A 21,801-nucleotide genomic window follows, 5' to 3' on the forward strand; every position below is an offset into this window, starting at 1 on the left:
GTTAATACCCGGCACTTTGGCTAAGAAGGGATTTCGTAGTGCGTCGGCTTCGGATCGCCTCAGCTCTGATCGTCACCTTGCTGACCTTGCTCTGCATGTTTCCGGCTGCGGCCGAAACTGACGGAGGCTGGGCAGTTCTGCTTGACGAACAGGCCAATCTGCAACTGAGCGACGTGCGCTCCGAGCGTTACCGCAACCAGTTCAGCCCGCTGGTTCTCGCCGACCTGGATGCCGCCCCTGCGGAACAGGCCCTGTGGCTGCACTACCGCCTGGAACCCGGCGACCAAGAGCAACTGCTGCGGGTCTTCGCCCCAGACCTGTCTGGCCTGGACCTTTACGCCCTCGAGGGCGACCGACTTCTGCGCCAGCTGCACCACGGGCGCCAGGCCGGCAATGCCAGCCCGACCCTGCGTGGCAGCGACCACGTACTGGCCCTGCCCAACAGCAGGCAACCCCTGGATATCTACCTGCGCCTGGTTTCCGAGCACCAGCTGCGCCCGGCCATCAGCCTGGAGCCTGCGGCCGTGGCCGCCTCCGACCAACGCCAGCCGCTGCTGTTCGGCATGCTGTTCGGTGGCCTGGTGATGCTCATCCTGCACAACCTGATCCGCTTCCTCTACAGCCGCTCCAGCACCGCCCTTATCCTGGCGCTGTACCACGGCCTGATGCTGCTCAGCGGCCTGATCCTGCTCAACCTCAGCGGCCCCTGGTGGCACGTGTGGCACAGCGCGCAAACACCCGCCGCTTACCTGACACTGGTCCTGGCCGGCCTGGCCGGGCTGTACTTCACCCAGCATTTCTTCTCGCCATGCAATTCGCCACGGCTTAATCGCCTGCTGCAGGGCGAAATGCTGGTGGTCGGAGTAAGCGGGCTGGTGCTGCTGTTCGTCGATACCCTGCCCCTCAACCTGATGACCTACGCCTTGATGGCCCTGGGCAGCGTGAGCATGCTGCTGGTCAGCAGTTACCACTGGTACAAGGGCTATGCACCCGCACGCCTGTTCAGCCTGGCCATGGCGGTGTTCAACCTCGGTGGCCTGGTGCTGCTGCCAGCGCTACTGGGCCTGACCCGCACCCCGACACCCTGGCTGCTATGCATCCTGCTGGGCCTGACCGTGGCCAGCGGCCTGCTGCTCAACCTGGCGGTCAGCGAACGCCTGCGGCGCATGAGCGAGGAGCGCTTCAGCGCCAGCCGCGCCCTGGCCGCCAGCGATGCCGAGATCAACGCCAAGGCCGAGTTCCTGGCCAAGATCAGCCACGAAATACGCACCCCAATGAACGGTGTGCTGGGCATGACCGAGCTGTTGCTGGGCACGCCGCTTTCGGTCAAACAGCGCGACTACGTGCAGACCATTCACAGCGCCGGCAATGAACTGCTCACGCTGATCAACGAAATTCTCGACATTTCCAAACTGGAATCCCGGCAAATCGAACTGGATGACGTGCAGTTCGACCTCAACGCGCTGATCGAGGATTGCCTGAACATCTTCCGCGCCAAGGCCGAACAGCAGAACATCGAACTGATCAGTTTCACTCAGCCGCAAGTGCCACGTGTGATCAGCGGCGATCCGACACGCCTGCGCCAGGCCTTGTCGAGCCTGCTGGAAAATGCCCTGAAAAACACCGACCAGGGCGAAATCCTGCTGGTGGTGGCGCTGGACCAGCGCGGCGAGGCACCGCGCCTGCGCATCGCCGTGCAGGACAGCGGCGAACCGTTGCCTGCCGCCGAGCGCGAAGCCTTGCTGCAGGCCGAGCTGCACAGCCACCACTTCCTGTCCAGCAACAAGCTGGGCGGCCACCTGGGGCTGGTCATCGCCAAGCAACTGATCGGCCTGATGCAGGGCGAATTCGGCATCAAGAGCAGCACCGGCATGGGCAACACCCTGTGGCTTACCCTGCCGCTGGACCCTTCGCGCCTGGAGCAGCCGCCGGCCGACCTCGACAGCCCGCTGCGCGATGCCCGCGTACTGGTGGTGGACGACAACGACACCTGCCGCAAGGTGCTGGTACAGCAGTGCAGTGCCTGGGGCATGAACGTCAGTGCGGTACCGTCGGGCAAGGAAGCCCTGGCCCTGCTGCGCACCAAGGCCCACCTGCGCGACTACTTCGATGCCGTGCTGCTGGACCAGAACATGCCCGGCATGACCGGTATGCAGCTGGCCGCCAAGATCAAGGAAGACCCGAGCCTGAACCACGACATCCTGGTGGTGATGCTCACCGGCATCAGCAACGCGCCGAGCAAGGTCATTGCCCGCAACGCCGGGGTCAAACGGATCCTCGCCAAGCCGGTGGCCGGCTACACGCTGAAAACCACCCTCGCCGAAGAACTGGCCCAGCGCGGCCGCGAGCAAGCCGTACCGGCCAGCTTGGCCGGCGTTCCTCAGGCGCTGGACCTGCCCGGCGACTTCCGCGTGCTGGTCGCCGAGGACAACAGCATCTCGACCAAGGTGATCCGCGGTATGCTCGGCAAGCTCAACCTTGAGCCCGACACCGCCAGCAACGGCGAAGAAGCCTTGCAGGCGATGAAGGCGCAGCACTATGACCTGGTGCTGATGGACTGCGAGATGCCGATCCTGGACGGTTTCTCGGCCACCCAGCAGCTGCGCGCCTGGGAAGCCGCCAATCAGTGCCAGCGCACCCCGGTGGTGGCGCTGACCGCGCACATTCTTGCCGAACACAAGGAACGCGCCCGCCTGGCGGGCATGGACGGGCACATGGCCAAGCCGGTGGAATTGTCGCAGCTGCGAGAGCTGATCCAGTATTGGGCCAATCATCGGGAAGCCAAGGTGGATCCGGCGCATACTTCCTGATCTGTATTACCTGTACTGGCCTCATCGCCGGCAAGCCAGCTCCCACAGGTACCGTGCAAATCGTGAGATCAGTGCGGTCGTTGTGGGAGCTGGCTTGCCGGCGATGAGGCCAGTGAAGACAACCACCCTGCTACTGATACACTTCCCCTCACCGTTCCTGCCAGGGGCTACCCCATGCTCCATGAGTTGTTCAGCGTCTACCTGAAAATGCTCGTGCTCTACAGCCCGTTCTTCGTGCTGTCGTGCTTCATCAGCCTGACCCGCGGCCACTCCAGCAAAGAGCGCAAGCAGCTGGCCTGGAAGGTGGCCATCGCCGCGCTCGTCGCCAGTGTCCTGCTGTACCTGTTCGGGCGGGCGATCTTCGGCATCTTCGGCATCACCGCCGACGCCTTCCGCATCGGCGCAGGTAGCGTGCTGTTCATCTCGGCATTGGGCATGGCCCAGGGCAAGTCCGCGGTACAGGCCGACAACGTGCAACAAGACGTCACCATCGTGCCACTGACCATCCCGCTTACCGTCGGCCCGGGTACCATCGGCGCTCTGCTGGTGATGGGCGTGGGCCATCCACACTGGGATGACAAGCTGCTGGCCATCATCAGCATCGCCCTGGCCAGCTTCAGCGTGGGCCTGGTGCTGTACCTCTCGCACCGTATCGAGCGCATTCTCGGCGACCAGGGCCTGCAAATCGTCAGCCGGCTGATGGGGCTGTTCGTCTGCGCCCTGGCTGCGCAAATCATCTTTACCGGTATCAAAGGCTACCTGGCACCCTAGAGGCCGTAGTCCAGAATGCGCTGCAAGGAAACCTGCACGACGCGGTCCTGCACCTTGGGCAAAAAGCTGTGTTCGAATGCCAGGAGGTTGAAGCGTACCAACTCCGCACGCACGTTCCGGTGGCTGCGCTTGTGGCTGATAAAGCCCGCACTGAATGCCGAGCGCGCGTCCATTTCATGATAAAGCACCATATCAACCCGGTTGGCGCCGGCCGGCGCACAGGGCAGTAACTGGAAGTGCTGGCGTTCGTAGGCACGCCGCTCCAGCTCTCGCAAAGGCGCCGGGTTGGCTAGCAGTTTGTGCATTGAAATACTGATTACCGAAGCGAAGTGCTCGCCAGCGGTTGCGGCAATGGTCTCCAGCACCTGGTCGGCTTGCCTGGCACGCTGCTCGTCTGGCCAATGCACCTGTTCGGCAGAAACAGCGTCCCAGCCCATGTACCTGAGCTGGTTGCGGTAGTAGGCAAACCAGTCCTTGATCAGCCCTTCCCTGTACGCCGCCTCGGTGGAACGCTCGGCCATCGCCAGGGCCAGTTTCACCTTGTCCCTGTGCCCCGCAGAAATACCCGGCAGGAACGAAACGATTCCCGCGCCGATCACGGCAGATGTGGCTTCACTCATGATCTGCTCCTGTTGACAGTGCGTAGGGGTCGAACCGGTATTCCCCTTGGGCATCCTTGGTTTTCATCAACGCCTGCAGTTCCTCACGCTGGTGCTGGAAGCGCCCGTTATCCAGCACCAGAGAAAGCCCATTGAACTCGGCTTCACCCTGAAGCAGCTGTTCGCGCAGCAATATGTCCAGCGAGATGCCCGAGATCGGCTTGTCTGTCTGCAGCGTGATGCTGCAAAGGTCGAGCGCCGGCCCCGGCTTGAGCAGGCCAAGCTCGACCACCAATTGCGAACGCTGCGCCTGGTCCTGCGCGCTGAACTTCAGCAAGTGGTGAAAACCTGCAACTGACCGGTTCAGGCCCGCCTTTACAGCCCCCAGTACGGCCTCGTGGTGAATCGAGCGTATTTTCAGCCATGCCTCAAGTGGCTGAATCTGCGCGCTGCGCACGGGTTGCCCCAGCTGTTTGAGGTCATGCGTACTGGCCAGCTTGATCCAGCCCAGTTGGCGGTATGCATCTCGGTAGGCTGCGTACCAGCCTTCGTAGTTTTCAAAGCGAGACCCAGCGTTCTTGTTGGCCAACAACTGTGCGTAAAGTATCGAGTCAAAGGCGGCCTGACGTTGAATCTGGCCGGTACCCGCGGGATACAGTAATGCCGTTCCGCCAATCAACATCAGTTGTTCAACTGTTCTATCCATTGCGTTGCCTCGTCACGAAGAAACGAACAAGGCGGCGTTGCAACAACGCCGCCCTGCAATCAGATGTCGTACTGGAGAACGTTCTCGACACTGCGCACGCCGAGTTTGTTTTCCACGGTTTCGCGGATTTTGTCGTAGACGAAGGTATTGAGCGTGAGCACTGCGGTGCCGGCGTAGTAGTGGGTCTTGTCCAGCTTCCACTGGATGCCCAGCACGTCGTCGTCCAGTTGCGGCGCACTGGCCTGGATGCAGCTCACCACCATCACCACATCGTTGTTTTCGGTTTCGATACAGGCGGCCAGGCCGACCATGCCCCTGGCCTTGTTCTTGCGTTTGTGGTCAAGCACCTTGGCGTCATTCTCGACGGTGGTCAGTTTGTCGAAAGCGGTCTTCGCCAGGTCACCCAGCACCGTGCCGCCCAGCATAGCATTGCCAGCAGCCCCTATCGCGCGGATAGCGACAGCGCCTACGGTGACAGACAGCTCGGCCGAAGTTTCCAGCTCGAAGCTGCGACGGGGGATGGTAAAGCCGAGATCACGCATGACATCGACGAATTTGTCGTACCACTCCCTGCTCTGCTTTTCGGCATCGAAGGCTTTGTCGGCCACCAACGTGGCGAAGTGGAAGGCATTTTTCACATCGTGACGGCTTTGCGCAGACATGCCAGCGCCGCAGGCCAGCAGGTTGCCTTCGACCAGGATGGCGGAATCGTTGGTGGTGGTGCCTTGTGCTATTTCGGACATCTGGAAACTCCTCGATGGTTGCCCCGTGATTCAGGGGCAGCCACCTTAGCCAGCGCGACCGATACGCAACGCGCTGAAGCGTTTCCGGAGTATTCAGGAAGCCGAGGGATACCAACGTGGGGTGTAGGCCCACACCCCGCCAGCCAGGCGAGGAAATACGCAGGTTGTCGAGGAGCCCACCAACACCATGGTGCGCATGTCGACCATTTCCGGCAGCAGTTCGGCCAAGGTGACTACCTTTAGCGTCTGCCCCGGCCTACCGATATCACGGCCAAGGACTACAGGCGTGTTCCCCTCGCGATGCCGACGCACGACCTCCAGTGCTGCCCCAAGCTGGTGCGGCCTGGCCTTGGAAATCGGGTTGTAGAACGCCAGCACCAGGTCGGCCTGGGCCGCCAGGTCCAGGCGCTTTTCAATGATCGACCACGGTTTGAGGTTGTCCGACAGCGACATTACGCAGAAGTCATGCCCCAGCGGCGCGCCCGCCTGGGCGGCCGTTGCCAACGAGGCCGACACCCCCGGCAGAATCTCGAGATCCACCCGGTGCCAGACCGGGTCATCGGACGCGTGCAGCGCTTCAAGTACCGCAGCCGCCATGGCGAACACACCCGGGTCGCCCGACGAGACCACCACCACCGAGCGCCCCTGGGCCGCCAGTTCGAAGGCATGCCGGGCACGCTGCATTTCTTCACGGTTGTCGGTGCAGTGCAGCACCTGGTCGTCACGGAACGGGCCAGCCATGCGCACGTAGGTTTCGTAACCGAGCACATCCTCGGCCCGTGCGAGTTCGGCCTTGACCGCCGGCACCATCAGCTCCGCTGCCCCCGGCCCCAGGCCGATGACTGCCAGGCGACCGCGACGACGGCCAACCTGCGCCACCTCGACCGGGGCAGGCGCCACTGCGATGACCACCTCAGCCACCTCGATCAGTTGCGCTGCGGGCAATGCCGCAGCAACCATGCCGGCCAGATCACGCGGTCGCGCAGCAAAGCGCAAGGCAACACCCAAAGCCTGTGCCGCCTCGTGCAGTGCACTATCGCCCATGGCTTGCTCGTCGGCCAGCAGGCAGGCCACTGCCGGCTCGGCGATGCCGGCCTGCTGCAATGCCGCACGGATACTGGCCAGGCTGCCGCCGGCAACACCCACTACCACCGAACGCGGGTGGATCAGCAACTCATCGCGGCTGGCCGGGCGCGCCTGGTGCCCCACATGGATGATACGCCGGGCCGCCTCACTGGCAGGCAACTGTGCCTGCTGCAGCCACGGCGCGTCCCCTTCGATGCGCACCGTCTCGCCAGCCAGCAGGTCGGAGACAAAGCGCTTGCCTTGCTCGATATCCGCCAGCGCATAGCCTTGCGGCGGGTTCAGCAGGCAGGTGCCGAAACGCAGCTCGCCACTGGTGGTGATGGCAGCGGCAACGCCCAATGCCTCGGCGATTTCGCGCGCCATCACGTTCACACCGCCAAGGCCACCCAGCAACGGCACTACGGCACTGCCGTCTTCGGCCACGGCCAGTACCGGTGGCTCGACACCCTTCTCGCTGAGCAGGCTGGCCAGGCTGCGGATGACGATACCCGCCGCGCACAGGGCGATGATCGGCGTGTTCTGCAGGTACAGCCCACGCAGGGTATCGCCGAACGCGGAGTAGCGAAGGTCGGCCCCCTCGACCCGGCCTTCCAGGCCATGGATCGATGCTTGTGGATAACACTGCTGGATACGCTGCGCCGTGGCCAGGCTGCCCTGGCCAAGGATGACGATCGCCGGTGCCTGGTGCATGTTCAGCCCTGCCATTTTTCACCCGGCACGATGATCAGTGAAAAGTACGGTGACGACTGTGGGTCGACCTGGTCCAGCGGCACGATCTTCTGGTTGGCCATGGTTGCCCGCTCCACATACAGCGCGCGCCCGTCCAGGCCCAGTTCGGCCAGCACTTCACGCACCTTGGGGAAGTTGCGGCCAAGTTTCATGATCACCGCCGCGTCGGCGTCGGCCAGGCGACGCTTGAGCTCCTCGGCCGGCAACACGCCAGACAGCACCGACAGGCTCTGGTTGCGGTACACCAGCGGCGCGCCCAGGACCGAGGCGCCACCGAGCATCGAGCAGACGCCGGGGATCACTTCGGCCTCGTAGCGCTGCGCCAGGCGGTCGTGCAGATACATGTAGGAACCGTAAAAGAACGGGTCGCCTTCACAGATCACCGCCACGTCGCGGCCGGCATCCAGGTGCTCGGCTACCTGCACGCTGGCCTCGTCGTAGAAGTCGCTGATCACCTGTTCGTAGGACAACGGCGCTGGCAGCGCTTCGGTGGTAACCGGGTAGACCAGCGGCAGCAAGGTCTGCTCGGGCTGCAGGTGCGCCTCGATGATGCCGAAGGCATTGCCGCGCTTGCCCTTGGCCACGAAATAGCCGACCACCGGCGCTTCACGCAGCAGGCGCAGGGCCTTGAGGGTAATCAGTTCAGGGTCGCCAGGGCCCACGCCCAGGCCTAGCAGTCGTCCACGCGGCGTCATCATTCCACCTCCGTGGCCAGGGCGTTGACCGCGGCGGCGGCCATCGCGCTGCCGCCCAGGCGGCCCTGCATGATCACGAACGGCACGCCACGGCTGTCGGCGGCGAGCATGGCCTTGGACTCGGCGGCACCGACGAAACCGACCGGGAAACCGAGGATCAGCGCCGGCTTTGGCGCGCCGGCCTCGAGCATTTCCAGCAGGTAGAACAGCGCGGTAGGGGCGTTGCCGATCACCACCACACTGCCTTCCAGATACGGCCGCCAAAGCTCCAGGGCTACGGCGGAGCGGGTGTTGCCGGCGTCTTTCGCCAGGCCCGGCACGCTCGGGTCGCGCAGGGTGCAGATGACCTTGTTGTCGGCGGGCAGGCGGGCGCGGGTGATGCCTTCGGCGACCATGTGCGCATCGCACAGGATAGGCGCGCCATTCAGCAGGGCCTCGCGCCCGGCCCGGCCGGCGCCTTCGGAGAACTGCAGGCCATCGATGGCGTCGACCATGCCACAGGCGTGGATCACGCGCACGGCGAGCTTCTCGAGGTCTGCGGGGATCCGCTCGAGTCGGGCTTCCTCGCGGATGATCCGGAAGGAGTTGCGATAGATCTCCTGACCATCGCGGATGTAGTCAATCATCAAGGTGCTCCGTCGGCAGGTCGAGCATGGCGCCTGCTTCATTCAAGGTAAGGTCGGTGGCGCGCAGGGCACCAAAGCCCGGCAGGCGCGCATCACGCAGGTACAGGTCGTAACGGCCCGGCGCGCGGGCCAGCAGGGTGGCCGGGGCAACATGGGCCACCGCGCAGGATCGGGGGCAACCAGACAAGTGCACGCTGCCGGGTATGCCAGGCCCGAGCAGTGCGGCCAGAATGACGGCATCGGCCTTGGTCTCGCCCAGGGCCTTGGCACAGCCGCTGGCACCGGTGCAGGCACTGATGCGCGCCAGCGGTTCACGGTCGTGGCACAGCAGGCCCAAGGCGGACAACTCGGCCTGGGCGTGGTCGATGTGTTGCGCTTGCAGGTTGGTCAGCACCAGGCTTTGCCAAGGGCTCAGGCGCAGGCTGCCATCACCTAGTTCACGGGCAATACGCGCGGCGCCACGCAACATGGCCGGGGTCAGGCGCCCCTGCGGCGGGGCAACGCCCAAGGCAACGCCCTGGGCCTGGGGCAGAACGCCCAGCCACGAGACGCTGCGCGGTTCACGCCGCCACGCGAGCACGGCGGCATCGCGGCGGATGGCCAGGCCGAGCCCGTCGATGAAATCGGTTGCCGAACACACCTCGAGCAACTGGCGCATGCGCGACTGTGCCGGGGTCGCCAGGTCGAGGAAGCGCTCCAGCACAGCACGCACCAGGGCCAGGCCTTGGTCCGCCGGCACCGCGCCGAGCACCTGCCCATCTGCCGGGCAACCCGCCAGGCCAAACGCCAGCCAGGTCCGCTGCTCCAGGCCCATGGCAGACAGCCACAGGTCATGGGGGTGCTCGAGCATGGCCAGGTTTTCGCCGGCATCCAGCTGCACGGCGAACTTGGCCGACAGCTGATGAAAACGCGGGTTGCCTTCCAGCAGACCGAGGATCTGCCCGGCCAGTGGCCGAGCGTCCAGCAGCATCGCCGGGTCATGCCCGGCCAGCGGGCTGAGCATCAGGTTGCGCACATCGTCACCGGCGGCATCGCGTGGACCCAGGCCGGCAGCGAGCAGTGTCTCGACCAGGCTGCGGTGCTCGCCACCAATGCCGCGAATCTGCAGGTTACTGCGGTTGGTGGCCTCGATTACGCCACCGGCAAAACGCTCGGCAGCCGCCGCCACCGCGTCGGCCTGCTCGGCCAGCAGCAGGCCGCCCGGCAGCTTGATGCGGCATATACCGCCATCACGGGCACTGACGATACGCCACAACCCCGGGCAAGCCGAGGGACGGGGCGATACATGGGAGGCATGGGCCTGGGTCAAAGGAGTGTCCGGCAATCTGTGAAAATGCGCTTGAGTGTAGAAGGCGCGGTATTATGCCTGCTTTGTCCGGCGGCATGAAAAGCCGGTGGTCGAGCATCCTCGGTGATCGAGTAGAAATTCAGGACCGCGCCGCCTTCTTCGCGGGCTCGCCCGCTCCCACAGAATCACCGCGCCACTCAACGGCTGCGCTGTACCTGTGGGAGCGGGCGAGCCCGCGAAGGGGCGTGCAGCGGCCCCAAAAAAGACGGAACGAATGTATGGCACCCTGGCTGACAATAGTAGGTATCGGCGAAGACGGCTTCAGCGGCCTGGGCAAGCAGGCCCGGCGCGCGCTGCTGGGCGCTGCGCGGATCTTCGGCAGCCCGCGCCAGCTGGCTTTGCTGCCACGCTGCGTGGCTGGCGAACGGCTGGATTGGCCAAGCCCGTTCTCCCTGGCCCCGGTGCTGGCCCTGCGCGGCGAGCCGGTGTGCGTGCTGGCCAGCGGCGACCCGATGTTCTATGGCGTCGGTGCCAGTCTGGCGCGCCAGCTGCCCGCCGCTGAAATGCGCGTGTTGTCGATGCCCTCCTCCTGCGCCCTGGCCGCTGCCCGCCTGGGCTGGCCGCTGCAGGACCTGCAGGTGGTGTCTCTGGTCGCTCGCCCCCTGGCAGCGCTCAATGCCCACCTGTACAGCGGCATGCACCTGCTGGTGCTGAGCAACGATGGCGACAGTCCGGCGGCGATTGCCGCGCTGCTGCGCGAGCGTGGCTTCGGGCCAAGCCGCCTGCGGGTATTCGAGCACCTGGGTGGCGAACAGGAGCGCGAGTTGGCCGGCACCGCCCAGGATTGGCCACACCGAGAAGTCGCCGCCCTCAACCTGGTAGCCATCCAGTGCCAGGCCGCAGCGGACGCCCCGCGCCTGCACCGGCTGGCCGGGCTACCGGACAGCGCATTCCGGCATGACGGCCAGCTGACCAAACGCGATGTCCGCGCCATTACCCTGGCGCGCCTGGCACCACAGCCCGGCGAGCTGCTGTGGGACGTGGGCGCCGGCTGCGGCTCGATCGGCATCGAATGGATGCGTGCCCACCCGGCCTGCCGCGCCTTGGCCATCGAGGCCGACGAAGGCCGCCAGGGCTTCATCGAACACAACCGCGATGCGTTGGGTGTACCCGGCCTGCAACTGGTCCGCGGCAAGGCGCCTGCGGCACTGCAGGGCCTGGAGCAACCCGATGCGATCTTCATAGGTGGCGGTGTAACCCGCGAAGGTGTGCTCGATCTGTGCTGGGCAAGCCTGCGCCCCGGCGGCCGCCTGGTAGCCAACGCCGTTACCCTGCAAAGCGAACTGGCCCTGGCGCATTTCCGTGAACGCCACGGTGGCGAGCTGACCCGCATCCACATCGCCCATGCGCAGCCATTAGGGGCGTTCGACACTTGGCGCCAGGCGCTGCCGATCACCTTGCTGGATGTGGTGAAACCCGCCGATGCGTGAAGAAACCCGCGAACAACCCGCTCCCCTGCGCAGCGGCCTGACCACCGGCAGTTGCGCGACCGCCACCAGCCTGGCGGCAGCACGCCTGCTACTGGGCGGCGAGAGCAGCGACGCCGTCAGCATCACCTTGCCCAAGGGCAAGGTGGTGCAGATGCGCCTGGAGTTCTGCCGCCTCATCGACCAAGGCGCCGAAGCGGGCACGCTCAAGGACGCCGGCGACGACCCGGACGTGACCCACGGTGCCCTGCTCTACAGCCAGGTGCGCCTGTTGGCCGAACCGGGCATCCGTTTTGTCGCCGGCACTGGCGTCGGCACCGTGACCCGACCGGGGCTGGTGCTGGCGGTGGGTGAGCCGGCTATCAACCCGGTGCCAAGGCGCATGATCAGTGAACATCTGCAACGCCTGGCGGACGAAAACGGCTACTCAGGCGGTTTCGAGGTCACGGTCAATGTGCAGGGCGGCGAGCAGCTGGCCCTGAAGACCATGAACCCGCGCCTGGGCATCCTCGGCGGGCTGTCGATCCTCGGCACCAGCGGCATCGTCCGGCCGTTTTCCTGCGCGGCCTACATCGCCTCGATCCACCAGGGCATCGACGTCGCCCACACCAATGGCTACACGCACATCGCCGCGTGTACCGGCAACGCCAGCGAGGACACCATGCGCCGGGTCTACGGCCTGCCGGAAATCGCCCTGATCGAAATGGGCGATTTCGTCGGTGCGGTGCTCAAGCACCTGCGCAAGGTGCCGGTGCCACGCCTGACCCTGTGCGGCGGCTTTGGCAAGATCAGCAAGCTGGCCGCCGGGCACATGGACCTGCACAGCCGTCATTCCAGCATCGACCTGCCGCAACTGGCCGGCTGGGCAGCGGACATCGGCGCCGACGAGGCGCTGCAGGCATCGATCATTGCTGCCAACACCAGCCAGCAGGCCCTGGCACTGGCCCATGCAGCGCCGGCATCCCGTTGGGTGACGCGGTGTGCGCCCACGCCCTGGCCTTCGCCTGCAGTGTGGTGCCGGCGCAGGTGCAGGTTGAGGTGTTCGCCATCGACCGCCAGGGTGGCATCGTCGGCCGGGCGGGTGTGCAATGAACGGGCGTATCCTGCTGCTGGGCGGCGTCACTGAAGCCCTGGCCCTCGCTCGCCGTTTGGGCCCGCAGCACGTCTACAGCCTGGCGGGCGTCGGCCGAGTGCCGCAGGACCTGCAATGCCAGGTTCGGGTCGGCGGCTTTGGCGGCGCCGAGGGGTTGGCCAACTACCTTCACGAGGCAGGCATCACGTTGCTGATCGATGCCACCCATCCCTATGCCGCGCAAATCAGTAGCAATGCTGCCAACGCCGCACGCATTGCCGGTATCCCGTGCTGGGCCTTGCGCCGCCCGGCCTGGCAGGCCCAAGCCGGGGACGACTGGCGCGAGGTCAAGGACTGGGCCGGGTTGATCGAGGCACTCAAACCGTTCCGCAGGCCTTTGTTCACGCTGGGGCGTGAGCCGCTGCAACATCTGGACGAGATACCACCGGAGCAATTCTGGACCTTGCGCGCGCTGGAGGCATGCCCTGGCAATGATCGCTGCGAAGTGATTGGTGCGCGGGGGCCGTTCCAGATCGAGGATGAGCGGGCGTTGTTCCTGCGCCGCAAGATCGATGTGCTGATCAGCAAGAACAGCGGCAGCGTGGCGACCGAGCCAAAGCTGGAGGTGGCGCGGGAGCTGGGGATACCTGTGCTGGTTCTGAAGCGGCCGGCTTTGCCGGATGTGGACCGGGCATTCGACTCGCCAGCCGACCTGGCTGCGGCACTCGACCTGCAATAGCAATGTCGCAAGCACGCCGCCGCCCCCCCTGTGGGAGCGGGCACGCCCGCGAACACCGGCGAAGCCGGTGCCATGCACCGAGTCGTATTTTTCGCGGGCACGCCCGCTCCCACAGGGGTCGCCTACAGTGATTTCGGACTTTTCTTTCAAACCATGAAGTGGCCCTGTGCCGCCCTGCTACCTTAAACTCGGCACTCCCCCCCGGAAGGCGCTACCCATATGGAAATGCAATGGTGGATCTGGCTGGTGTTCGGCATCGCGCTGATGCTGCTCGAACTGGTCCTGCCGACGTTCTTCATCCTCTGGTTCGGCATCGGCGCCGTGCTGGTGTCACTCATTTCGCTGGCCGCCCCCAGCCTGCAACTGGATACGCAGGTACTGCTATGGGTGCTGATGTCGTCAGTCACCACTGCACTGTGGTTCAAGCTGTTCCGGCGCAAGCAGCCCGACGTGCGCTGGACCGCCGAAAGCGTGATCGGTGAAGTGGGGCTGCTGACCGCTGGCGTTTCGGAGTTCCAGAAAGGCCGCGTGCGCTTCCAGAAGCCGATCCTCGGCAACGAGGAATGGACCTGCATCGCCAACAGCGAGATCGCGGCCGGCGAGCGGGTACGCCTGACCGCCATCGAAGGGAACACCGCCCGGGTCATTCGGGCCTGAATCCGCACTAAAAGGAATTTCGCATCATGACCAGCCTCATCGTCGTCATCGCCATCGCCCTGTTCGTCCTGATCACCGTGTTCAAAGGGGTACGCATCGTGCCCCAGGGCGAGGAATGGGTCGTCGAGCGCCTGGGCCGCTACCAGAGCACCCTCAAGCCCGGCCTGAACATCGTCATCCCGTACATGGACGTGGTCGCCTACCGCCTGCCGACCAAGGACATCATCCTCGATGTCCAGCAGCAGGAAATCATCACCCGGGACAACGCGGTGATCGTTGCCAACGCCCTGTGCTTCGCCAAGGTGGTCGACCCGCAGAAGGCCTCCTATGGCGTGCAGGACTTCTCGTTCGCCGTCACCAGCCTGACCATGACCTCGCTGCGCGCCATCGTCGGTGCCATGGACCTGGACGAAGCGCTGTCCAGCCGCGAGCAGATCAAGGCGCGCCTGCGCGAGGCGATGTCCGAGCAGACCGAAGACTGGGGCGTGACCGTGCGCTCGGTGGAAATCCAGGACATCAAGCCTTCGGAGAACATGCAACTGGCCATGGAGCGCCAGGCGGCTGCCGAGCGCGAGCGCAAGGCCGACGTGACCCGTGCCGAAGGGGCCAAGCAGGCGGCGATCCTGGAAGCAGAAGCCCGCTTGCAGGCTGCCAGGCTGGATGCCGAAGCGCAGATCAGCCTGGCCGAAGCCTCGGCGCGGGCGATTTCGCTGGTCAAGGACGCGGTCGGCAACGAGACCGTGCCGGCAATGTACCTGCTGGGCGAGCGCTATGTAGGGGCGATGGAGAACCTGGCGGGCAGCAGCAACGCCAAGGTTGTGGTGTTGCCGGCAGACCTGCAGGAGACCGTGCGTGGGCTGATGGGGCGTGGCAAGGCTTGAGATTGGTTTGGCCTTCTTCGCGGGCTTGCCCGCTCCCACAGGTACACCACCGCTCTCAAGGCTGTAGGTAATCCTGTGGGAGCGGGCGAGCCCGCGAAGCAGGCGACACCGCTTCAACTGCCCACCTGCGTCACTTCACCGCACCCCGCCATTTTTACCTATACTCGGCCTTACAATACCCACCACGATTCCTGACCGGATCTCTCCATGCCCCCACGTCGGCACATCGCCTGGATAGCCTGCCTTGCAGTGCTGTTCAACCTGCTGGCCATGCCGCTGTCCTCTGCCACGCCCAAGGGCCCGGCCGAGCAGCTGCTGTGGGGGGCCTTCTGTTCCAGCATGGCCAACAAGGCCAAGGCTGACGTCCAGGCCCTGGCCAAGATCGACCTCGGCCCGCAAAGCGACGACAGCGCCAGCATGATGAATTGCTGGTGCTGTTCCGGTGCCGCGCCACTGCTGGCCTTGCCCGGCTACCCGCCGCAGCTGCACAACCCGCCAATACTGCTGGCCGGGCTGCTGCCGCCACCCGCCGACTACCACGCCACGCCGCGCCAACTCTGGCCGGCGCTCAACCCCCGTGCCTCTCCGCTGGCCTGAGTTCATCACGCTGTCTGCCTGAACCTGAACAGAAACGGAGATTCACCATGCTCAAGCACGCCCTCGTCATGGCCGCCCTGCTGCTGCCCGGCGCCTTTGCCAATGCCCACGAATACAGCGTGGGTGACCTGCACATCGCCCACCCCTGGTCACTGCAGCTGCCCCCCAACGCACCCAACGTCGCGGCGTATTTCGTGGTGCACAACAACGGCCAGGCCGACGACCGCCTGCTCAGCGTCGACAGCCCCATCAGCGATGACGCGCAACTGCACGAGCATGCCATGAGCGCCAGCGGTGCCATGAAGATGCAGCAGGTGCCCAGCGTGGTGGTACCGGCCGGCAAGGACCTGATCTTCGCCCCCAGCGCCTACCATGTGATGCTGATGCAGCCCAAGGACCGCAGCCTGCTCAGCGATGGCAAGCGCTTCCCGTTGACCCTGCACTTCGAAAAGGCCGGCAATATCACCGTCGAGGTGGCCGTGCAGAAGCAGGCACCGACGGACCAGGCGCAAGCCCACCAACACGCGCACTGATCCCCCGCTGAAAGGCACTCGTCATGAGCCTGCCGCGCAACAGCATCAGCCGTACCACCCGCCCTGACCGCAGGCGCGCCGGTGGCGGATGGCTGAGCCTGTTCGCCATGTGGATGATCTTCATCGGCCCGCTGATTTCCCAGTCGATGCCGATGGACCACCACGCCGGCATGAGCATGCCGATGGACATGCCGATGGCAACTGCCCATCAGCATGGCGGCGACACCCATCACGGCCAGGCTGGCGATGGTCAACTGCATGTGATGTGGGAAAAGTGCGGTTACTGCAGCCTGTTGTTCAACTGCCCGGCCCTGCCCCAGGCCCTCAGCCCACTCAGCGCCGGCAGCGTCGTCCCCACCACCCACCTGTTCGCCCCCACGCGCCAGGGCCATGCCCGGCAGGCTGTATTCCCCGGCGCGCGCAGCCGCGCCCCGCCTTCCTCGATCAACGTCTGAACCCACATTTTGCGCACGGAGCCAGGAGGCTTCGCGCTGACTCATGACTGATCGACTGGAATCATTATGTCCGGCTGCACCCCTGTTTTTGCCTTGTCCCTGCGTGGGACCATTGCCGCCGTGTGCGGCTCGCTGCTAGCGCCTGTGGCCCTGGCCGCCGACCCTGGCCATGAAGGCCATGCACACGACGCTCCCGAGCTGAGCCCGACGGTGATCACCGCCGTGGCCCCGAGCTCGCCGCTGACCGTGGTCACCAACCCGAAAGACCCACGCCAGCCGGTGCCGGCCAGCGACGGCGCCGACTACCTGAAGACCATCCCCGGCTTCTCGGCCATTCGCGCCGGCGGCACCAACGGCGACCCGGTACTGCGCGGCATGTTCGGCTCGCGCCTGAACATCCTCACCAATGGTGGCCTGATGCTGGGCGCCTGCCCTAACCGCATGGACGCCCCCACCTCGTACATTTCACCGGAAACCTACGACCGCCTGACCGTGATCAAAGGCCCGCAAAGCGTGATCTGGGGCCCGGGCGGCTCGGCAGGCACCATCCTCTTCGAGCGTGAACCGGAAAAGTTCGGCACCCTCGGCAGCCGCGTCAATGCCAGCCTGTTGGCCGGCTCCAACGGCCGCTTCGACAAGGTGCTGGACACCGCCGCCGGCAACGACAAGGCCTACGCCCGCTTCGTCGGCAACCAGTCGCGCTCGGATGACTACCACGACGGCGATGACAACACCGTGCCGTCACGCTGGGACAAATGGAACGGCGATGTCGCCCTCGGCTGGACGCCCGACCAGGACACCCTGCTGGAACTCACCGCCGGCAAGGGCGATGGCGAGGCCCGCTATGCCGGGCGCGGCATGGACGGCTCGCAGTTCAAGCGCGAAAGCCTGGGCCTGCGTTTCGAAAAGTCCAACCTCGGCGAGGTGCTCGACAAGGTCGAGGCGCAGGTCTACTACAACTACGCCGACCACGTGATGGACAACTACAGCCTGCGCACGCCTTCGGGCAGCGGCATGATGGGCATGCCGATGGTCAGCAACGTTGACCGCCGCACCATGGGGGCACGCATCAAGGCCACCTGGCGCTGGGCCGACGTGCAACTGATCGGCGGCATCGACGCGCAGACCAACGAACATCGCAAGCGCGGCGGCATGGGCGTGGACGCGCACAAGGGCCAGGCCTGGACCAAGGACGCCGACTTTCACAATTACGGTGCCTTCGGCGAGCTGACCTGGTACGTCAGCGGTGAGGACCGCATGATTACCGGTGCCCGCCTGGACCGCGCCTCGGCCCGCGACTTCCGTGCGACCAGCGCCACCAACGGCGATACCCGCGCCGACACCCTGCCCAGCGGTTTTGTCCGCTACGAGCACGACCTGGCAGCCATCCCGGCCACCACGTACATCGGCCTTGGTCATGCCCAGCGTTTCCCCGACTACTGGGAGCTGTTCTCGCCCAAGCTGGCACCACCCGGTGCGGCCAATGCTTTCGACGGTATCAAGCCAGAGAAGACCACCCAGCTCGACTTTGGTGTCCAGTACCGCGACGAGCGCATGGAAGCCTGGGCTTCCGGCTACGTGGGGCAGATCCGCGACTACATCCTGTTCGACTACCTGGGGATGAGCTCCCGGGCTCGCAACATCGACGCCCGCATCATGGGCGGCGAACTGGGCGCGGCCTACCAGCTGACGCAAAACTGGAAGGCCGACGCCACGCTGGCCTACGCCTGGGGCAAGAACAGCAGTGACGGCACAGCACTACCGCAAATGCCGCCCCTGGAAAGCCGCCTGGGGCTGACCTACAGCCGCGATGCATGGAGCGTCGGCGCACTGTGGCGGCTGGTGGCGGCGCAGAACCGCATAGCCGAGAACCAGGGCAATGTGGTCGGCAAGGACTACGACAACAGCGCCGGCTTCGGCGTGTTCTCGCTCAATGGCGCCTACAAGGTGAGCAACCACCTCAAGCTCAGCGCGGGGGTCGACAACCTGTTCGACAAGACCTACGCCGAGCACTTGAACCTGGCCGGGAACGCCGGGTTCGGCTACCCGGCCAACGATCCACAGCCGGTCAACGAGCCAGGCAGGACCTTCTGGACCAAGGTCGACTTCAGCTTCTGACAACAACAACGGGCGCGGCGCAGGTCGCGCCCATCTGCTGGTCAAACAGGAGGTTCCCATGAGAGGAACACGCATCAACTTCTACAACCTGGCCTGGCGTTGGCACTTCTATGCGGGGCTGTTCGTGGCCCCGTTCATGATCCTGCTGGCGATCACCGGGATCATCTACCTGTTCAAGCCGCAACTCGACCCGCTGCTGTACCGCGAGCTGATGGTGGTCGAAGCCGGCCACCACCGGCAGGGCGCAGACACGCTGCTGGCAGAGGTGCGCAAGGCGTACCCCAAGGGCCACGTTGGCCAGTACCTGCCGCCGCTGAACGCCGAACGCAGCGCGCAATTCGTGGTGCATGACGCAGGGCGCGAACTGAACGTGTTCGTCGATCCCTACAGCGGCAAGGTCCTTGGCGAACAGGACGGCAAGCAGAACCTGCAGGCCATCGCTCGCGCCCTGCATGGCGAACTGATGGTTGGCACGGTCGGCGACCGCCTGGTGGAGCTTGCCGCAGGCTGGGGCATCGTGCTGGTGGTGTCGGGCCTGTACTTGTGGTGGCCACGCGGGCGCAATGGCGCTGGCGTGCTGTGGCCACGGCTGTCGGCACGCGGCCGACTGTTCTGGCGCGACCTGCATGCGGTGACCGGTTTCTGGGGTTCGGCCTTGTTGCTGCTGATGCTGGTCAGCGGCATGACCTGGACCGGCCTGTGGGGCAAGCAGTACGCCGACTTGTGGAACCGCTTTCCGGCGGCCATGTGGAACGACGTGCCCAAGTCCGACCAGCAGGCGGGTGAACTGAACAGCGCGCACCGCCAGACCGTGCCCTGGGCGTTGGAGAACACGCCGATGCCGCAGTCCGGGGCACATGCCGAACATGCCGGGCATCATATGATGTCGAGCGCGCCGGCAGCGCCACAGATAAGCCTGCAGCAGGTCGAAGACATCGCTACCGCGCGCCAGGTGGAACCAGGCTACAGCATCACCTTGCCGACCACGGCCGATGGCGTGTTCACCATTGCCGTGTTCGCCGACGACCCACGCAACGATGCCACCCTGCATGTCGACCAGTACACCGGCAAGGTTCTCGCCGATGTGCGCTGGCAGGATTACAGCCCGGTCGCCCGCGCCACCGAGTTGGGCGTGATGCTGCATGAAGGCAAGATGTTCGGGGTGTTCAACCAGGTCATCATCCTGCTGGTGTGCCTGATGATCTTGCTGGGTTCGGTGAGCGGGCTGGTGATGTGGTGGAAGCGCAGGCCGGCCGGCGGGCTGGGTGTGCCGCCGCTGCGCCATGACCTGCCGCGCTGGAAGACGGCGGTGGGGGTGATGCTGGTGCTGGGGTTGATGTTCCCGCTGGTGGGGGTGTCGATGGTGGTGATGTGGCTGGTGGATAGCCTGGTGGTCAGGCGCGGCCGGGTGCTGGCCAGCGCTTGAGTTCTGGCCTGTAACGGCCTCTTCGCGGGCTTGCCCGCTCCCACAGGTACGCCACAGGCCTCGCAATCTGTGATGATCCTGTGGGAGCGGGCAAGCCCGCGAAGAGGCCGGCACAGGCAAACACTGCTACCCAAAAGTCGAGTCGATCTGTCGCGCCCCAACCTGGAACACGCGTGTTAGCCTACCCGGCTACCTCTGACAAGACGACCGACCTTCCAAGGGAATGCAGCCTATGACGCAAACCTCACCCACAGCCCCAGATGAACAGCATCTGCAACGCAACCTGACCAACCGCCACATCCAGCTGATCGCCATCGGCGGCGCAATCGGTACCGGCCTGTTCATGGGCTCGGGCAAGACCATCAGCCTGGCCGGGCCGTCGATCATCTTCGTCTACATGATCATCGGCTTCATGCTGTTCTTCGTCATGCGCGCCATGGGCGAACTGCTGCTGTCGAACCTCAACTACAAGTCGTTCATCGATTTTTCCGCCGACCTGCTCGGCCCCTGGGCGGGTTACTTCACCGGCTGGACCTACTGGTTCTGCTGGGTGGTCACCGGCATCGCCGACGTGGTCGCCATCGCGGCATACACGCAGTTCTGGTTCCCCGAACTGCCACAGTGGATACCGGCGCTGACCTGCGTAGGGTTGCTGCTGTCACTGAACCTGGTGACGGTGAAGATGTTCGGTGAAATGGAGTTCTGGTTCGCCCTGATCAAGATCGTCGCCATCCTGGGCCTGGTCGCGACCGGTCTGTACATGGTCATCAGCGGCTTCACCTCGCCCAGCGGGCGCACCGCGCAACTGGCCAACCTGTGGAATGACGGCGGCATGTTCCCCAACGGCCTGATGGGCTTCTTCGCCGGCTTCCAGATCGCCGTGTTCGCCTTCGTCGGCATCGAACTGGTGGGCACCACCGCCGCCGAAGCGAAGAACCCGGAACGCACCCTGCCACGGGCGATCAACTCGATCCCGGTGCGGATCATCGTGTTCTACGTACTGGCGCTGATCGCGATCATGGCCGTGACCCCATGGCGCGACGTGGTGCCGGGCAAGAGCCCGTTCGTGGAGCTGTTCGTGCTGGCCGGCCTGCCGGCGGCAGCGAGCATCATCAACTTCGTGGTGCTGACCTCGGCGGCCTCGTCGGCCAACAGCGGCGTGTTCTCCACCAGCCGCATGCTCTACGGCCTGAGCCAGGAGGGTGACGCACCCAAGGCGTTCGAGAAGCTGTCGAGCCGCTCGGTGCCGGCCAACGGCCTGTACTTCTCCTGCACCTGCCTGCTGCTGGGCGCAGTGCTGATCTACCTGGTGCCGAACGTGGTCGAGGCATTCACCCTGGTCACCACCGTTTCGGCGGTGCTGTTCATGTTCGTCTGGACGCTGATACTGCTGTCGTACCTGAAGTACCGCAAACACCGCGCGGCGCTGCACCAGGCCTCGAAGTACAAGATGCCGGGCGGGCGCTTCATGTGCTACGTGTGCCTGGTGTTCTTTGCCTTCATCCTGGTGTTGCTGAGCCTGGAGGACGATACCCGCGCAGCGTTGCTGGTGACGCCGATCTGGTTTGTGCTGCTGGCGGTGACCTACCAGGGGGTGCGCAGCAAGCGTCATCCGCGCACGGCTGTGCGCAACGGCTGATGGCCTCGGGGGCTGCTTTGCAGCCCCAATCCTGTGCACACAAATCCATCAGGCACCAACCTGGATCCAGCCAACGCCCCAACACCTCGCACAACCCCTCTATTGCGCACCTTTCGCCGTTAGGCACACCCCTTGCAACACCCC

At 65.0% G+C, this 21,801-nt stretch carries 19 protein-coding genes and 1 pseudogene; 13 read left to right on the forward strand and 7 right to left on the reverse strand.

What is annotated here, in order from left to right; translation table 11 throughout:
- Positions 1-38 precede the first annotated feature (38 nt).
- Positions 39-2,810 (forward strand): response regulator, encoded by a 2,772-nt coding sequence (locus tag QIY50_07690; GenBank protein ID WGV22064.1) that lies wholly within the window; start codon positions 39-41, stop codon positions 2,808-2,810.
- Between the two features lie 174 nt (positions 2,811-2,984).
- A complete protein-coding gene (locus QIY50_07695; protein WGV22065.1) occupies positions 2,985-3,581 on the forward strand; it encodes a MarC family protein in 597 nt (198 codons plus the stop codon).
- Here QIY50_07695 and QIY50_07700 read toward each other — a convergent pair.
- The 7 genes from QIY50_07700 to cobG form a co-directional block, all read right to left on the reverse strand.
- On the reverse strand, positions 3,578-4,201 hold the full coding sequence (locus tag QIY50_07700; protein WGV22066.1) for a hypothetical protein: 624 nt from the start codon (positions 4,199-4,201) through the stop codon (positions 3,578-3,580). The genes QIY50_07695 and QIY50_07700 overlap by 4 nt on opposite strands.
- Positions 4,194-4,886 (reverse strand): hypothetical protein, encoded by a 693-nt coding sequence (locus QIY50_07705; GenBank protein ID WGV22067.1) that lies wholly within the window; start codon positions 4,884-4,886, stop codon positions 4,194-4,196. Before QIY50_07705 ends, QIY50_07700 begins: the two co-directional genes overlap by 8 nt.
- 59 nt (positions 4,887-4,945) lie before the next feature.
- The gene (locus QIY50_07710) at positions 4,946-5,629 is read right to left on the reverse strand and encodes a hypothetical protein (protein WGV22068.1); all 684 of its coding nucleotides are present in this window, start codon (positions 5,627-5,629) and stop codon (positions 4,946-4,948) included.
- 93 nt (positions 5,630-5,722) lie between these two features.
- Positions 5,723-7,420 carry a precorrin-3B C(17)-methyltransferase gene (gene cobJ / locus QIY50_07715; protein WGV22069.1) on the reverse strand — a complete coding sequence of 566 codons (1,698 nt, stop codon included), beginning with the start codon at positions 7,418-7,420 and terminating at the stop codon, positions 5,723-5,725.
- The gene (locus QIY50_07720; protein WGV22070.1) at positions 7,408-8,142 is read right to left on the reverse strand and encodes a precorrin-2 C(20)-methyltransferase; all 735 of its coding nucleotides are present in this window, start codon (positions 8,140-8,142) and stop codon (positions 7,408-7,410) included. Before QIY50_07720 ends, cobJ begins: the two co-directional genes overlap by 13 nt.
- A complete protein-coding gene (locus QIY50_07725; GenBank protein WGV22071.1) occupies positions 8,139-8,765 on the reverse strand; it encodes a precorrin-8X methylmutase in 627 nt (208 codons plus the stop codon). The genes QIY50_07720 and QIY50_07725 overlap by 4 nt, the downstream gene beginning before the upstream one ends.
- A complete protein-coding gene (cobG, locus tag QIY50_07730; GenBank protein ID WGV22072.1) occupies positions 8,758-10,089 on the reverse strand; it encodes a precorrin-3B synthase in 1,332 nt (443 codons plus the stop codon). Before cobG ends, QIY50_07725 begins: the two co-directional genes overlap by 8 nt.
- A gap of 242 nt (positions 10,090-10,331) precedes the next feature.
- Here cobG and cbiE point away from each other — a divergent pair, with 242 nt between their 5' ends.
- The 11 genes and pseudogenes from cbiE to cycA all read left to right on the forward strand — a co-directional run bounded on the left by cbiE (position 10,332) and on the right by cycA (position 21,657).
- Positions 10,332-11,543 carry a precorrin-6y C5,15-methyltransferase (decarboxylating) subunit CbiE gene (cbiE, locus tag QIY50_07735; protein WGV22073.1) on the forward strand — a complete coding sequence of 404 codons (1,212 nt, stop codon included), beginning with the start codon at positions 10,332-10,334 and terminating at the stop codon, positions 11,541-11,543.
- A pseudogene (locus QIY50_07740) lies at positions 11,536-12,632 on the forward strand (cobalt-precorrin-5B (C(1))-methyltransferase). Before cbiE ends, QIY50_07740 begins: the two are co-directional and overlap by 8 nt.
- Positions 12,629-13,351, forward strand: coding sequence for a cobalt-precorrin-6A reductase (locus tag QIY50_07745; protein ID WGV22074.1), 723 nt, complete (start codon positions 12,629-12,631; stop codon positions 13,349-13,351). Before QIY50_07740 ends, QIY50_07745 begins: the two are co-directional and overlap by 4 nt.
- A 219-nt stretch (positions 13,352-13,570) precedes the next feature.
- Positions 13,571-14,008 carry an NfeD family protein gene (locus tag QIY50_07750; GenBank protein ID WGV22075.1) on the forward strand — a complete coding sequence of 146 codons (438 nt, stop codon included), beginning with the start codon at positions 13,571-13,573 and terminating at the stop codon, positions 14,006-14,008.
- A 26-nt stretch (positions 14,009-14,034) separates the two neighbouring features.
- Positions 14,035-14,889 (forward strand): SPFH domain-containing protein, encoded by an 855-nt coding sequence (locus QIY50_07755; protein ID WGV22076.1) that lies wholly within the window; start codon positions 14,035-14,037, stop codon positions 14,887-14,889.
- A gap of 207 nt (positions 14,890-15,096) precedes the next feature.
- On the forward strand, positions 15,097-15,486 hold the full coding sequence (locus QIY50_07760; GenBank protein WGV22077.1) for a DUF2946 domain-containing protein: 390 nt from the start codon (positions 15,097-15,099) through the stop codon (positions 15,484-15,486).
- A 47-nt stretch (positions 15,487-15,533) separates the two neighbouring features.
- Positions 15,534-16,019, forward strand: coding sequence for a copper chaperone PCu(A)C (locus tag QIY50_07765; protein ID WGV22078.1), 486 nt, complete (start codon positions 15,534-15,536; stop codon positions 16,017-16,019).
- 23 nt (positions 16,020-16,042) lie between these two features.
- Positions 16,043-16,474 (forward strand): DUF2946 domain-containing protein, encoded by a 432-nt coding sequence (locus tag QIY50_07770; protein ID WGV22079.1) that lies wholly within the window; start codon positions 16,043-16,045, stop codon positions 16,472-16,474.
- 66 nt (positions 16,475-16,540) lie between these two features.
- Entirely contained in the window at positions 16,541-18,592 is a 2,052-nt protein-coding gene (locus tag QIY50_07775) for a TonB-dependent copper receptor (GenBank protein ID WGV22080.1), read from the forward strand.
- Between the two features lie 58 nt (positions 18,593-18,650).
- Positions 18,651-20,018: a PepSY domain-containing protein gene (locus QIY50_07780; protein WGV22081.1), complete on the forward strand. Its 1,368-nt coding sequence runs from the start codon at positions 18,651-18,653 to the stop codon at positions 20,016-20,018.
- A 232-nt stretch (positions 20,019-20,250) separates the two neighbouring features.
- A complete protein-coding gene (cycA, locus tag QIY50_07785) occupies positions 20,251-21,657 on the forward strand; it encodes a D-serine/D-alanine/glycine transporter (GenBank protein ID WGV22082.1) in 1,407 nt (468 codons plus the stop codon).
- Positions 21,658-21,801: the final 144 nt, after the last annotated feature.

The organism is Pseudomonas putida, from assembly GCA_029953615.1.
Classification (GTDB): Bacteria; Pseudomonadota; Gammaproteobacteria; order Pseudomonadales; family Pseudomonadaceae; genus Aquipseudomonas.

Bases quoted from the DNA above. Each gene is read 5' to 3' on its own strand.
- QIY50_07695 (WGV22065.1), top strand. From the start codon at position 2,985: ATGCTCCATGAGTTGTTCAGCGTCTACCTGAAAATGCTCGTGCTCTAC.
- QIY50_07700 (WGV22066.1), bottom strand. From the start codon at position 4,201: ATGAGTGAAGCCACATCTGCCGTGATCGGCGCGGGAATCGTTTCGTTC.
- QIY50_07705 (WGV22067.1), bottom strand. From the start codon at position 4,886: ATGGATAGAACAGTTGAACAACTGATGTTGATTGGCGGAACGGCATTA.
- QIY50_07710 (WGV22068.1), bottom strand. From the start codon at position 5,629: ATGTCCGAAATAGCACAAGGCACCACCACCAACGATTCCGCCATCCTG.
- cobJ (WGV22069.1), bottom strand. From the start codon at position 7,420: ATGGCAGGGCTGAACATGCACCAGGCACCGGCGATCGTCATCCTTGGC.
- QIY50_07720 (WGV22070.1), bottom strand. From the start codon at position 8,142: ATGATGACGCCGCGTGGACGACTGCTAGGCCTGGGCGTGGGCCCTGGC.
- QIY50_07725 (WGV22071.1), bottom strand. From the start codon at position 8,765: ATGATTGACTACATCCGCGATGGTCAGGAGATCTATCGCAACTCCTTC.
- cbiE (WGV22073.1), top strand. From the start codon at position 10,332: ATGGCACCCTGGCTGACAATAGTAGGTATCGGCGAAGACGGCTTCAGC.
- QIY50_07745 (WGV22074.1), top strand. From the start codon at position 12,629: ATGAACGGGCGTATCCTGCTGCTGGGCGGCGTCACTGAAGCCCTGGCC.
- QIY50_07750 (WGV22075.1), top strand. From the start codon at position 13,571: ATGGAAATGCAATGGTGGATCTGGCTGGTGTTCGGCATCGCGCTGATG.
- QIY50_07755 (WGV22076.1), top strand. From the start codon at position 14,035: ATGACCAGCCTCATCGTCGTCATCGCCATCGCCCTGTTCGTCCTGATC.
- QIY50_07760 (WGV22077.1), top strand. From the start codon at position 15,097: ATGCCCCCACGTCGGCACATCGCCTGGATAGCCTGCCTTGCAGTGCTG.
- QIY50_07765 (WGV22078.1), top strand. From the start codon at position 15,534: ATGCTCAAGCACGCCCTCGTCATGGCCGCCCTGCTGCTGCCCGGCGCC.
- QIY50_07770 (WGV22079.1), top strand. From the start codon at position 16,043: ATGAGCCTGCCGCGCAACAGCATCAGCCGTACCACCCGCCCTGACCGC.
- QIY50_07775 (WGV22080.1), top strand. From the start codon at position 16,541: ATGTCCGGCTGCACCCCTGTTTTTGCCTTGTCCCTGCGTGGGACCATT.
- QIY50_07780 (WGV22081.1), top strand. From the start codon at position 18,651: ATGAGAGGAACACGCATCAACTTCTACAACCTGGCCTGGCGTTGGCAC.
- cycA (WGV22082.1), top strand. From the start codon at position 20,251: ATGACGCAAACCTCACCCACAGCCCCAGATGAACAGCATCTGCAACGC.